The following is a 13,898-nucleotide window of genomic DNA, read 5'->3' as shown; positions in this document are numbered from 1 at the left end:
AAAACGTTTTATAATATATTTAAGTTAATATCTGACTGAAAGTTGCCGCCATTTGCAGAATTGTGATTAAATTTGCAACTAAAAACAAAAAACATATTGAATGAGAAGATATTTCAGCCCTATTTGTCTGCTGCTCTCGACAGTGCTTCTCTTTGCCTCATGTATAGATGATGACAAAACGGAAGTTACGCTATATGACGATATTGCCATCACCGCATTTGGTCTTTCAAGTGCCAAGATATACAAACACACCACTTCATCCACTGGAAACGACTCTGTATACGCAGAGATGGACGGCACGGTGAGCAATTACCCGTTCCACATAGACCATCTGCGCGGCGAGATATACAATACCGACTCTCTGCCGGCAGGCATCGACGCATCAAAATCATTCTGCACATACACCACGAAGAACAGCGGAGTAGTGTTTTTGGAGAGTTTCTTGGGCGACTCAGAATCCATTCTCTCCACATCAGACACCGTGGACTTCAGTGCTCCGAGATATGTCAAGGTGCATGCCATGGACAACAGCAGCATCCGGCGATACAAGATAACAGTTAACGTACACAAGGAAAAAGGCGACGAGTTTCACTGGAACCGCATGCCCGATTTTTCCGGCACAGCTATGCTGAGCGGCATGAAGGCTGTCAGCACCGCAGGACGCATCCTGGTATTCGGCACTGACGGAAACAACACAAGGATATATTCAACCGACAACGGACAGACATGGAATACGGAAAGCACCGTGATGGGTCCCGAGGCATGGCACAACATTGCACAGACACACAATGGACTGTATGTGCTTGACGGCAACATGCTGACAGTATCGACCGATGGCGGAGCCTCGTTCAGCCGTATTGGTGAAAACAACGGCATCAGACGCCTGCTCGGCGGAAGCACCACGGCACTGTATGCGTTGGACGGAGACGGAAAGATAATTCTCTCTGCCGATGGCGGACAGACGTGGGAAGCCGACATCATGACCGACGACATGGCATGGATGCCATCAGAAAACATCGGTTTCTGCTGTACTCCGTTCCGCTTTGCCGATAAGACCGACTATCTGCTGCTTACCGGCACGCGTCCGGCAGCAGAGTACCCCGATGACAGTCATGCCATGGTATGGCGCAAGATATCGGAATATGCTCCGGACAGCAAACCTGGCAAATGGGTATATATGAACATGGACGACTCTGACATATATCCGCTGCCGCGGCTTGAAGACATCACAGTACTCGGCTACGGCAAAAACCTGTTGGCTATGGGCGGCATAAGCATTGGGAATGACTCCGGAGAAGCACTGAAGCATATATATGAAAGTCGCGACGGAGGAATCACTTGGAAACCGTCGGCCGACTACCCGCTACCCGACGGTCTGGACCGCAACATCACCACCTTTGCTGCTACAGTCGATGCAGACAACAACATGTGGATTGTATGCGGAGGCACTGGACAGGTATGGTGCGGACGCCTGAACAGAATGGGATGGGGCAAATAGTCTGCACATATATAATAATGTAAAAGGAACAAGAGAAGATACCACCGGATGAGAAAAGTCCTCACAGCAATATCCATTATGCTGACCACCATAGCCGCACAGGCACAGACCGATCCGGAATACCGTGCTGAAATAGGAGCAGGCGCAGCAATGACAGCATATGTGGGCGACTTCAACGGCAATATAACAAAAAACATGCAGCCCATGGGAGTTCTTTTGGGCCGCTACCGCTTCAACCCACGCATGGGACTGGCCATGAATATAGGCTATGGCAAGTTGAAAGGAACATCGGAGGGATTGGCAACATGGTATCCGGGTATCAGCGAAGATGGTGCCGCCACTGTTGAATTCAACAACTCGCTCATAGACGCCGGTCTGCGCTTTGAATACAATTTCTGGCCATACGGCACAGGGCGTGAATATCGCGGAGCCAAAAGACTCGTGCCTTACATCGCACTCGGACTGGGAGCCACCTACGTCAACGGAGGCGGAAACAGCGTCTTCACAGCCAACGTGCCGATGGGCGCGGGCATAAAGTATAAAATGGGCAACAGACTGAACCTCGGTGTGGAATGGGCCATGCACTTCTCCATGAACGACAAGCTCGACGGAGTGGCCGACCCATACGGCATCAAGAGCAACGGGATGTTCAAAAACACCGACTGCTACAGCGTGTTGCGATTGTCGGTCACATACGACATTATGGCAAAATGCAAAACTTGTAATAACGATAGAGACTAAATATATGGCATATCAACTGGATATGGAACGCATACCGCAGCACATAGCCGTCATAATGGACGGCAACGGACGATGGGCGGCTGAGCGCGGACACGAACGCAGCTACGGCCATCAGGCCGGTGTGGATGCCGTGCGTCGCATCACCTCTGAATGTACGCGGCTGGGCGTGAGATATCTCACACTATATACGTTCTCGACGGAGAACTGGAACCGCCCGACAGACGAGATAGCGGCCTTGATGGGTCTGGTGCTTTCGTCGCTCGAGGACGAAATATTCATGAAGAACAACGTACGATTCCGTGTAGTCGGAGACATGGGCCGTCTGCCCGAGAACGTCAGACGGAAACTGCGCGAAACCGAGGAACACACTGCCGGCAACACCGCCATGACAATGGTCGTGGCACTGAGCTACTCGTCAAGATGGGAAATCACCGAAGCGGTAAAAGCAATCGCCACGGAAGTGAAAGACGGCAGAATCGGCATTGGAGACATCACCGAACAGACCGTAGACAGACATCTGCAGACTGAATTCATGCCCGACCCCGACCTGCTGATACGCACGGGCGGTGAATTGCGCATATCCAACTATCTGCTATGGCAGATTGCATACGCTGAAATGTACTTCTGCGACACGTTTTGGCCCGACTTTGACGAGCAGGAACTCCACAAAGCCATAGCCAGCTATCAAGGACGCCAACGACGCTTCGGAAAGACCGGGGCACAGATAGAGGCGGAGGAAAGCTCGCTAAGATAACTTTTACTTGAATATAACATAAAGATGAAATATATTAAAAAGGTATTCATGTTGCTTGCGACGGCATCGGTCTTCGCAATCCATATGAGAGCTCAGGAGACAATCGTCAATCCTGACATATCTTATGCCGGCACCCCGCGCACATGCGAGATTGGCGGCATCGCGGTCAAAGGTGTTGAGGGTTATGAGGATTATGTACTTACGAGCCTTTCGGGACTGACGACAGGTCAGGTAATCAGCGTGCCGGGAAGCGAAATAACTGAAGCCGTAAGAAGATACTGGAAACACGGACTTTTCTCGAAAGTGTCGATAACGGCCGATTCAATTGTAGGCTCGAAGATTTACCTGTGCATCAACCTTGCTTTGAGACCCAGAGTGAGCACGATAAACTATAACGGCCTGAAAAAGTCGGAACGTGATGACATGGAGGCCAAACTCGGAATAATGAAAGGCAGCCAGATTACACCCAACATGATAGACCGTGCAAAAATCCTGGCAAAGAAATATTTCGACGACAAGGGATACAAAAACGCGGAAATAGAAATCTTGCAGCGCGACGACGTGACCGGCACAAATCAGGTGATTCTCGATGTCAACATCGACAAGAAAGCCAAGATGAAAGTGCGAGACATCATCATTGAAGGCAACAAATATCTCAGTTCGTCAAACATAAAGGGAGGTCTGCTGAAAAAAGGTGTGTTCGCCAAGACACACGAGGCTGGAAAACTCTCCTCGTTCCTAAAATCAAAGAAATTTACGGACGAACGTTACAAGACAGACAAACAGAACCTGATAGACAAATACAATGAGTTGGGTTACCGTGACATGTATATCGTGGAAGACAGCGTGTGGACTGTAGACGATAAGCACGTAAACGTATACATCAAAGTGGATGAAGGTGAGAAATACTACATACGTAACATAAAATGGGTGGGCAACACCGTCGCCACTACCGACTACCTTAACCGTCTGCTCAACATGAAAGGCGGCGACGTGTACAACCAGAAGAAACTGAACAAGCGCCTTTCGGAAGACGACGATGCTGTGGGAAACTACTATTGGAACAACGGTTACCTTTTCTATCGTCTTGAACCGACAGAAGTGAACATAGTGGGCGACTCCATCGATCTTGAAATGCGCATAGAAGAAGGGCCGCAAGCACACATCAGCAATGTGCGGATATATGGCAACGACAAATTGTACGAAGAGGTGGTACGCCGCGAGCTCCGCACAAAACCGGGCGACCTGTTTTCAAAAGACGCACTGATGCGATCGGCGCGCGAGATAGCATCCATGGGATTCTTCGACCCGGAAAAGGTGAACCCCGATGTAAAACCGAACATGGAAAACGGAACAGTGGACATCAACTGGGAACTTGAACAGAAATCGAACGACCAAGTGGAGTTCTCACTCGGATGGGGACAAACCGGTGTCATCGGACGAGTGTCGCTTAAACTGAACAACTTCTCCATGCGAAATCTGTTCGGACGAAACAAGATGCACCGTGGAATAATGCCCATCGGAGACGGCGAACAGCTGGCACTGAGCGCACAGACCAACGCACAGTACTATCAGTCGTACAGTCTGAGCTACTCGGCACCATGGTTTGGCGGAAAGCGACCCAATGCTTTCAACGTGGGAATATTCTATTCAAAGCAGACCGACGTGAACAGCAACTACTACAACAACAGCTGGATGAACAACTATTATAACTACTACGGAGGATACGGCAGTTATAACGGTTATTACAACAACTACGAGAGCTATCTCGACGACGACAAATACGTGCAGATGCTCGGCTTCTCACTGGGATGGGGCAAGCGCCTGCGCTGGCCCGACGACTACTTCCAGTTGTCCACCTCGCTGTCGTATACACGCTACATGCTTCGCGACTGGCGCTACTTCCTTATATCCAACGGCAACTGCAACAACATCAACCTGAGCATCAACGTCTCACGTGTAAGTACGGACAACCAGCTTTTCCCGCGCAGCGGATCGGAGTTCCTCGCCTCTGTCACACTCACACCGCCATGGTCACTCTTCAGCGACAAAGACTACAAGAATCTGGCAACAGATCACACGTCGGCAAGATTCGAAGCCGAACAGCAGGAGAAATACCGCTGGATAGAGTATCACAAATGGAAATTGAAGATGCGCACGTTCACTCCGCTCACACGCGGTGCCAAATGTTTCGTGCTCATGACACGCGTCGAACTGGGTCTGCTCGGTTCATACAACAAATACAAGAAGTCTCCGTTCGAGACATTCTACGTAGGCGGTGACGGCATGAGCGGATATTCCACCGGATATGCCCAGGAAACCATCGGACTTCGCGGATACGACAACGGCTCGCTCACCCCATATTCAGCTCCGGGCTATGCCTACGACCGCTTCACTGTAGAACTGCGCTATCCGTTCATGCTCGGCAATACGACCATCTACGGTCTGACATTCCTCGAAGGCGGTAACGCATGGAGTGAGACCAAGAAATTCAGTCCGTTCGACATGAAACGCTCTGCCGGAGCCGGTGTACGAATATTCCTCCCGATGGTGGGACTGATGGGTATCGACTGGGCTTACGGTTTCGACAAAGTGCAATATACCGGAGCCAAAGGCGGCAGCCAGTTCCACTTCATCCTCGGACAGGAATTCTAAACGGAAATAAACATAAAGGAGGAAACAACTATGACGACAACAAGAAAAGATGCAATTAGAAAACTGTTGGCAATATGTCTTTTCGCAATATGCTCATTGGGCATATCGGCACAGAAATTCGCTTTGGTGGACATGGAGTACATACTGAAGAATATCCCGGCATACGAACGTGCCAACGAACAGCTGAACCAGGTATCAAAGAAATGGCAGGCCGAAGTTGAGGCCATCTCTACCGAAGCACAGACCATGTACAAGAACTACCAGAACGAGGTCGTATTCCTGTCGCAGGAACAGAAGAAGGCCAAACAGGACGCTATCATGGAGAAAGAGAAACAGGCCGCCGAGCTGAAAAAGAAATACTTCGGACCGGAAGGCGAACTGTTCAAAAAACGCACCAGCCTCATGACTCCCATACAGGAAGAGATATACAACGCGGTGAAAGACATATCCGATCTGCGGGGCTATCAACTTATACTCGACCGTGCAAGCGACAGTGGCATCATCTTCGGCAGTCCCAAGATAGACATAAGCAATGAAGTGCTGCAAAAATTGGGATATGCCAATTGATAAAAAACATACCCCGAAAAAGCCAGGGGCTATAGAAAGAATAAATTAATAATAACATAAAAAAGAAAGACAATGAAGAAATTACTTTTAATGTTTTTGATGTGCGCTCCGATAGCAGCTTTCGCACAAAAATTCGGCCATGTCAACGCACAGGAAATTATCCAGGTAATGCCTGACTACACAAAGGCAAAAAATGAAATCGACGCTCTGCAGAAGCTGTATGAAGACGATTTGAAGAGCATGCAGGACGAACTGACCAAGAAGTCGCAGGCATACGAAAAGGAGCAGGCCACACTGCCCGACAACATCAAACAGCGCCGCGAACAGGAACTCCAGGAGATGTATCAGAAGATACAGCAGAGCTACCAAGACAACCAGCAGGCCCTCGCCAAGGCTTCTCAAGAGAAGATGCAGGCCATAACGACAAAGGTTATCGACGCCATCAAACAGGTAGGGCAGGCCGGCGGATATGTATATATCATGGACGTTGCAGGTGGTGTTCCATACATCAGCACAACGCTCAGCACCGACGTCACAGCAGACGTGAAAGCCAAGCTCGGTCTGAAATAATACGTAAAGAACTTAAGTATGTCAAAAATCAGTGTGCGCCGATAAGGCGACACTGGCTTTTGACTGTTTTTTTATCCGCCAATTCTGGAACGCCGTTCTTCCTTATCAACAATCACCATTATAATCAAGGGCATTATGAGAAAATTCTTATTGACACTTGTTACATTAATCTCGCTGGCCGCCGGCGCGCAATCCACCATATCCACCACTTCCTTACAAACAGAACAACAGCCGGCAGTGCCGCAACAGGTTGCACAAGCCTTGATATTCGGATATCTGAGCTATGACTCTGTGCTACAATCGATGCCCGACTATGCAACGGCCATGCAGCAAATCAAGATACTGAAAAACAAGTACGACGAAGAGGCAGAACGCGTTGAGAAGGATTTCAACAAAAAGTACGAGGAATTTCTCGAAGGACAGCGCGATTTCCCTCCAACCATCTTACAAAAGCGACAAAGCGAATTGCAGGAACTGCTCGACAAGAATATCGCCTTTAAGGAAGAAAGCAGCCGCCTGCTTGAATCGGCCGAGAAAACCATTATGGCTCCGGTGCACCGCAAACTGTCCGATGCGCTTCAGGCCATTGGCAGGGAACGCGGTTATATCTTCATAATCAACACCGATAACAACACTTGTCCGTTTGTAAACCAGACACGTGGCGAAGATATCACGCATATAGTAAGAGAAAGGCTTAAATAAGCAAACAAAATACACACAACGATGAGCAATCTTTCAAGCATTCCCGGACCTATAGGCATCTTCGATTCTGGCTATGGCGGACTGACGATACTACACGGCATACGAAACCTGCTGCCGCAATATGACTATCTGTACCTCGGTGACAATGCACGCGCCCCATATGGCACACGCTCGTTCGATGTAGTGTACGAATTCACACGCCAGGCCGTGATGAAACTATTCGACATGGGATGCCATATTGTGATACTCGGCTGCAACACCGCATCGGCCAAGGCCTTGCGTACCATCCAGCAGAACGATCTGCCACAAATAGACCCGCAACGCCGCGTACTCGGAATAATACGCCCAACGGCCGAAGTCATCGGTTCTCTCACCGCCACACGCCACGTAGGCATCCTCGCCACCGAGGGTACGATAAGAAGCGAAAGCTACACGCTGGAAATCCGCAAATTGTATCCCGACATCACCGTATCCGGCGTCGCCTGTCCTTTTTGGGTACCATTGGTGGAATATAACGAGTGTGACAGTCCAGGCGCCGACTACTTCGTAAAAAAGCGTATCGATCAGTTGATGAGCCTCGACCCCGACATCGACGCCATCATCCTCGGATGCACACACTATCCCCTGCTTCTTCCGAAGATACTGAAGTACACTCCCGACGGTGTACGCATAGTCCCTCAGGGCGACTATGTGGCCGACAGTCTGAAATCGTATATCGAACGACATCCGGAAATAGAAAAAAAATGCACACGGGGAGGTCTTGTCCACTATCTTACAACCGAGAATGCCGACAAGTTCCGCGAATCGGCACAGATATTCCTCCACGAACCTGTGGAAGTGGAAAGCATAACACTATAATAGGAAAATGGGGAACTGTCATCACCTTTGCTTCACCCATTTAATGTGACAAGCAACAAAGGTAATGACAGTTCTCCATTTTCAATTCTCATTTACGGGTCATTTCTTTTTAACCGGCTCGCAGGTCAGTCCGACACCGAGTTTCTTGAATATCTTGCGGTCTACCTCCGACAGCATCACGGTAGAATGAACCTGACACCCTCTGAACTGCGGCAACACGCTGAGAGCCTTACGGCAATTGTCGTCGGCCTGCGACAATACTGACAGCGCCACAAGCACCTCGTCTGTATGCAGACGAGGATTGTTGCCTCCAAGATACTCCACCTTTGTCTTCTGTATCGGCTCTATCATTGCCTGCGGTATCAGTTTGACACTGTGGTCGATTCCGGCCAAATGCTTAGCAGCATTCAATATCAGGGCTGCACTCGGACCGAGCAGCGGTGATGTCTCCGAAGTAATAACCGTGCCGTCTGACAGTTCAATGGCCGCACACGGCTTACCGCAACGGTCGCGCCGTTCCTTTGCAGCAACGGTCACCCTCCGGTAATCGGTCGAAATCTTCGCCTGATTGAAAAGCAACTGTATCTTCTGCACCTCTGCCTCATTGTTTGCTCCGTTGGCAAACTTGTTCGTGGCATCATAGTAACGGCGTATTATTTCGTTGGCAGAAGCATCGCAGCAAATGCCGTCATCGCTTATACAGAATCCCACCATGTTCACTCCCATATCTGTCGGAGACTTATACGGATTGTTGCCGTATATGCCCTCGAACAGAGCGTTGAGCACGGGAAATATCTCAATGTCGCGGTTATAGTTTATTGCAATCTTATTGTAAGCCTCGAGATGGAACGGATCGATCATATTCACATCGTTCAGATCGGCTGTGGCTGCCTCGTAGGCAATATTGACGGGATGTTTCAGCGGAAGATTCCATACGGGAAACGTCTCAAACTTTGCATAGCCGGCCTCTATGCCGCGCCTGTGCTCATTATACAGCTGCGACAGACATACCGCCATCTTTCCTGACCCCGGTCCGGGAGCGGTGACAATGACAAGCGGACGTTCAGTCTCTACATAATCATTCTTGCCAAAACCGTCTTCACTGGCAATCAGCGATACATTGTGCGGATAGCCGTCGATGAGATAATGCACATACGACCTTATACCCAGACGCTCCAGACGCTTGCGGAAATCATCCGCAGAATGCTGGCCGTTGTAATGCGTTATGACAACGCTGCCGACGGTAAAGCCCCGCCCGATAAACTCGTCGCGCAACCGGAGCACATCTTCATCGTAAGTGATGCCGAGGTCGGCACGCACCTTGTTCTTCACTATGTCTTCGGCACTGATGACAATAACAATTTCTATCTGATCGCTTATCTTGCTGAACATACTCAACTTGGAGTCCGGCTGAAACCCCGGCAACACACGGCTCGCATGATAATCATCGAAGAGTTTTCCGCCAAGTTCAAGATACAGCTTGCCCTTGAACTTAGCAATACGTTCCTTGATATGCTCCGACTGAATACAGATGTATTTGTCGTTGTCAAAACCTGTCTTCATCTGTTCTTTTTATTTTATAACTTTTAAATAATCCTTTTTGCAAAATACCTCACCGGATACCACACAGCCACAAACCCCACGGCAAGCACTGTAACGAAGATTACGGCTACGTCATCGGGATGAACGCTTACAGGATAGGCATCGACCACAAAAGAGCCGCTCGAACGTCCAAGTCCCACAAGACCGTAAGTCTGCTGCAACCAGCAAAACAGAAGTCCGAGTACAATACCCACCATGGCCCCCATGGCCGAAATAAGACGGCCCTCGAAAAGGAATATCCTTATTATCTGCCTGTCGTCTGCACCAAGATTGCGCAACGTTACCACGTCGTTCTTCTTGTCTATCATCAGCATCGACAGACTGCCAATGATATTGAAGCATGCCACCACGAGTATAAATGTAAGGAAGATATATGCTATCAGCTTCTCTATCTTCATTATCCTGAACGTATCTTCCTGCTGCTCGAAGCGGTCGCGCACCACATACTTTTCACCCGCAATACGCTTTATCTCGGACTTGACGGCCTCGAAGTCACTCCCCGGCCTTAGCCTCAACTCCAACGCCGATAGCATGCCCTGCTGCCCGAATATGCTGCGGGCAAAGGCTATGTTGGTCAGAACATAATTCTTGTCATATTTGGCCTGCTTCACATTGAAGAGCACTCCGGGCGAGAACAGTTCGTCTTCCACAAATCCGTCCTGCGGGTTAGCCATATTGAGCTGCCCCTCGCGCTTCGGAGCATAGATGCGCATGGGATGCTGATAACAGTATCCCGTGCCCAGCATCTCGGCCAGACGTATGCCCGGAATACCGTAGCTAAGGTTGGCTGCACGCAGCTCGTACGTGCCGTCGCCCACAAGTATCTCCCTGATATGGGTCAGACTGTCGAAATTGTCATCGACACCTTTCAACATTATCATAGCCTGCCTCTCGCCATATATGGCCAAAGCCATGTCCTCGACAGTCTCCGTGGCCACCTCCACCTGCGGCAGACGACGTATCTCAGTGAGCACAGGGTCATCGGCCGGTGCCGTCTTCCCCACCGCCGGTGTCACCTTGAGTTGCGGGTCGAACGACGTGAAGAGAGACGCCACGAGATCATGAAAACCGTTGAATACGCTCAACGTCACTACAAGCGCCATCGTCGCCACAGCCACACCAACCACCGATATGCCGCTTATCACGTTGATAGCATGCGTACTTTTCTTTGAAAAGAGATACCGGCGGGCTATATAAAAGGGGAAATTCATTGCTTCAGCAGTTCGTCTATGCGGTCTATATAGTCGAGCGAGTCGTCAATGAAGAATCTCACCTCGGGTATTATTCTCAATTGATGACGTGTGCGTGTGCCCAGTTCGTAGCGTATAGTCTTCTCATTGGCCGTTATATTCTTCAGTATCTCCTCATTCCGCTCGCTCGGAAAGATGCTCAGATAGGCCGTGCACACGCTCAGGTCGGGCGATACACGCACCCGGGTCACAGATACCATCACACCGTTCATCATACGTGTCTGCTGCTGGAATATCACGCTCAGCTCCTTTTGCAGCAAGCGTGCAATCTTGTTCTGTCTTGTCTCTTGCATATCAATATCTCAATGTTCAGACTGCAAATTTAAGTAAAATATGCGAGAAAAGGCTCACTGCACATAGCTTTTTCTCCGTGTTCCCACACTCACTTCTTCCTTATCAACGTCAGACCGTCACGCAGGGGCAGTATGACACGTTCCACACGGGTATCGCGGGCCACATGGTCGTTGAAGAGACGTATGCCCCGGGTCTGCGGATCGCGGTCGTATGCAGGATCGACTACGTGACCGTCCCACAAAGTATTGTCGGCAAGGACAAATCCACCCGGACGCAGAACATTGATCACCATCTCATATGTCTCTACATACGTACGCTTGTCTCCGTCAATGAACGCCATGTCGAACGTAACGCCGAGTTTCGGCGCCTGTACGATGGCATCACCGATAATAAACTCTATCCTGTCGGCCACCGGCGAACCCTCTATCCATGGACGGGTGAAGTCCTCCTGCTCGTCGTTTATCTCAAATGTATAGAGCCGTCCGCCCGGTTCAAGACCTTCGGCCATACAGATGGCACTGTAACCCGAAAATGTGCCCACCTCGAGTATATACCGTGGACGTATCATCCGCACGAGCATCCGAAGCAGCCTTCCCTGCAAGTGGCCACTGGCCATACGGCCATGAAGCAGATGTATGTTTGTGGCACGGTAAAGACGGTACAGATAGTCGCCTTCAGGGTCAATATGTGACAGGATATAAGGCAAAGCCCCCTCCTGCTCCACCGAAAGAGAAGACAATGGTGTAGACCGTCTGCTCTCAAGCGGCGTATACCCAACAACCTCATTGTCCGACGAATTGTGTTGCATAGATATCCTGTTTTTAGTGTGACTTCAACGCCTCCACTGCAAGCCGATAGCTGTCGAGTCCGAAGCCGCATATCACACCGAGGCAGGCGCAGCTTATCATCGAACGGTGGCGAAACTCCTCGCGACGGTGTACATTGGATATGTGCACCTCTATCACCGGTGTCTGCAACGAACGTATACAGTCTTGCAGGGCTATGCTCGTGTGGGTGTATGCTCCGGCATTGAGCACTATACCGTCACACTCTCCGAACCCCACCTGCTGCATTCTGTCTATCAACTCCCCCTCGATGTTGCTCTGATAGTAACCAATCTCTATGTCGGGAAACTTGGCTCGCAGTCCGGACAGATAATCCTCGAACGAACTACTGCCGTAGATGCCCGGCTCGCGACGGCCCAACATATTGAGATTAGGACCGTTGATGATTTGTATTTTCATATTACTGAATTATTTTTCGTATATTTGCATCTCTATATGGCGAAGCCTGAGAAACGGATGACAAGGAATATCCAGCCGACGGCACCGCCCTTACAAACGGCAAAAATAGCAAATCTTAGGGACATGGACAAGAAAAACGATACGAATGTGGTGCTCGAATACATGCGTTATCTGAAACTGGAACGCAACTACTCGCCAAACACACTCGATGCCTACCGGCGCGACATACAGAAACTGACAGACTATCTGGAAAAGGAACACAAGACGGTGATGGACGTGCAACTGCAGGACCTTCAGAATTTCACTATGACTCTTTACAGAATCGGCATAGGCCCGACATCGCAGTGCAGGATATTGAGCGGTGTGAGGTCGTTCTTCCGCTATCTGATGCTCGACGGTTACCGGCCCGACGATCCTACCGAACTGCTTGAGTCGCCCCAGACGGGCAGCCGTCTGCCCGAAGTACTGTCGGTAGAGGAAATAGACATGCTCGAGGAGTCTGTCGACCTGTCCAAATGGGAAGGACACCGCAACCGCGCCATCATAGAAGTGCTCTTCTCGTGCGGCCTGCGGGTAAGCGAACTTACAGGCATGCGTCTGTCCGACCTTTACGTCGACGAACAATATGTGCGTGTAAAAGGCAAAGGGTCGAAAGAACGCCTTGTGCCCATATCTCCGCGTGCCCTGCACGAACTGGAGTTATGGTTCGTTGACCGCAATGTCATGAAAATCAAACCCGGTGAGGAAGACTATGTGTTCCTGAACCGCAGGGGCGCGCATCTCACCCGCACGATGATTCTGATAATGATAAAGCGGCAGGCCACAGAGGCCGGCATCACCAAGACTATCAGCCCGCACACACTTCGCCACTCCTTTGCCACGGCACTGCTCGAGGGCGGCGCCGACCTGCGCATAATCCAGGAGATGCTCGGCCACGAAAGCATAGGCACCACCGAGATTTACACTCATGTGGAAACGTCTACCCTGCGGCGTGAGATACTTGAACATCACCCGAGAAACAGAAAGTCTATTTAAAAAGCCAATCTTTTCAAAGAGTCAAGCCAGTAGAGACCGTTTCAAAATATAGATATTGCACCAATAAGGACATCTTGTATTTGTCCGCTAAGTAAATTTGAATATAAACATGTTACAAACGGACAAAT

The 13,898-nt window shown here is 49.9% G+C and carries 14 protein-coding genes; 9 read left to right on the top strand and 5 right to left on the bottom strand.

Going from position 1 to position 13,898, the window contains the following annotated elements; all coding sequences use genetic code 11:
* The first annotated feature begins 100 nt into the window (after positions 1 to 100).
* The 8 genes from HPS55_RS07775 to murI all read left to right on the top strand — a co-directional run bounded on the left by HPS55_RS07775 (position 101) and on the right by murI (position 8,345).
* Positions 101 to 1,498 carry a DUF6242 domain-containing protein gene (locus HPS55_RS07775; protein WP_172177484.1) on the top strand — a complete coding sequence of 466 codons (1,398 nt, stop codon included), beginning with the start codon at positions 101 to 103 and terminating at the stop codon, positions 1,496 to 1,498.
* Positions 1,499 to 1,546: 48 nt separating this feature from the next.
* The gene (porG, locus tag HPS55_RS07770) at positions 1,547 to 2,239 is read left to right on the top strand and encodes a type IX secretion system protein PorG (RefSeq protein ID WP_172177482.1); all 693 of its coding nucleotides are present in this window, start codon (positions 1,547 to 1,549) and stop codon (positions 2,237 to 2,239) included.
* Between the two features lie 4 nt (positions 2,240 to 2,243).
* Positions 2,244 to 2,993, top strand: coding sequence for an isoprenyl transferase (locus HPS55_RS07765; protein WP_172177480.1), 750 nt, complete (start codon positions 2,244 to 2,246; stop codon positions 2,991 to 2,993).
* A gap of 24 nt (positions 2,994 to 3,017) precedes the next feature.
* Positions 3,018 to 5,648: a BamA/OMP85 family outer membrane protein gene (locus HPS55_RS07760; protein WP_172177478.1), complete on the top strand. Its 2,631-nt coding sequence runs from the start codon at positions 3,018 to 3,020 to the stop codon at positions 5,646 to 5,648.
* Positions 5,649 to 5,678: 30 nt separating this feature from the next.
* Complete coding sequence (locus HPS55_RS07755; RefSeq protein WP_172177476.1) at positions 5,679 to 6,215, top strand: OmpH/Skp family outer membrane protein; 537 nt, start codon at positions 5,679 to 5,681, stop codon at positions 6,213 to 6,215.
* Positions 6,216 to 6,287: 72 nt separating this feature from the next.
* Positions 6,288 to 6,785, top strand: a complete 498-nt coding sequence (locus HPS55_RS07750) for an OmpH/Skp family outer membrane protein (protein WP_172324890.1) — start codon at positions 6,288 to 6,290, stop codon at positions 6,783 to 6,785.
* Positions 6,786 to 6,920: 135 nt separating this feature from the next.
* Entirely contained in the window at positions 6,921 to 7,487 is a 567-nt protein-coding gene (locus HPS55_RS07745) for an OmpH family outer membrane protein (protein WP_172177472.1), read from the top strand.
* A gap of 21 nt (positions 7,488 to 7,508) precedes the next feature.
* A complete protein-coding gene (murI, locus tag HPS55_RS07740) occupies positions 7,509 to 8,345 on the top strand; it encodes a glutamate racemase (RefSeq protein WP_172177470.1) in 837 nt (278 codons plus the stop codon).
* Between the two features lie 99 nt (positions 8,346 to 8,444).
* On the opposite strand, the gene HPS55_RS07735 is transcribed toward murI, so the two are convergent.
* The 5 genes from HPS55_RS07735 to aroQ all read right to left on the bottom strand — a co-directional run bounded on the left by HPS55_RS07735 (position 8,445) and on the right by aroQ (position 12,735).
* Positions 8,445 to 9,908 carry a DUF1846 domain-containing protein gene (locus HPS55_RS07735; protein WP_172177468.1) on the bottom strand — a complete coding sequence of 488 codons (1,464 nt, stop codon included), beginning with the start codon at positions 9,906 to 9,908 and terminating at the stop codon, positions 8,445 to 8,447.
* 23 nt (positions 9,909 to 9,931) lie between these two features.
* Positions 9,932 to 11,158, bottom strand: coding sequence for an FtsX-like permease family protein (locus HPS55_RS07730; protein WP_172177466.1), 1,227 nt, complete (start codon positions 11,156 to 11,158; stop codon positions 9,932 to 9,934).
* Complete coding sequence (rbfA, locus tag HPS55_RS07725) at positions 11,155 to 11,490, bottom strand: 30S ribosome-binding factor RbfA (RefSeq protein WP_172177464.1); 336 nt, start codon at positions 11,488 to 11,490, stop codon at positions 11,155 to 11,157. The genes HPS55_RS07730 and rbfA overlap by 4 nt, the downstream gene beginning before the upstream one ends.
* A gap of 89 nt (positions 11,491 to 11,579) precedes the next feature.
* On the bottom strand, positions 11,580 to 12,299 hold the full coding sequence (locus HPS55_RS07720; protein ID WP_172177462.1) for an O-methyltransferase: 720 nt from the start codon (positions 12,297 to 12,299) through the stop codon (positions 11,580 to 11,582).
* A 13-nt stretch (positions 12,300 to 12,312) separates the two neighbouring features.
* Complete coding sequence (gene aroQ / locus HPS55_RS07715; protein ID WP_172177460.1) at positions 12,313 to 12,735, bottom strand: type II 3-dehydroquinate dehydratase; 423 nt, start codon at positions 12,733 to 12,735, stop codon at positions 12,313 to 12,315.
* A 123-nt stretch (positions 12,736 to 12,858) separates the two neighbouring features.
* Between aroQ and xerD the strand changes: the two genes are divergently transcribed.
* Positions 12,859 to 13,770 (top strand): site-specific tyrosine recombinase XerD, encoded by a 912-nt coding sequence (xerD, locus tag HPS55_RS07710; protein ID WP_172177458.1) that lies wholly within the window; start codon positions 12,859 to 12,861, stop codon positions 13,768 to 13,770.
* Positions 13,771 to 13,898: the final 128 nt, after the last annotated feature.

This window comes from Xylanibacter rodentium (assembly GCF_013166575.1).
In the GTDB taxonomy this organism is placed as follows: domain Bacteria; phylum Bacteroidota; class Bacteroidia; order Bacteroidales; family Bacteroidaceae; genus Prevotella; species Prevotella rodentium.
This window is presented reverse-complemented; position numbering and strand designations above follow the sequence as displayed.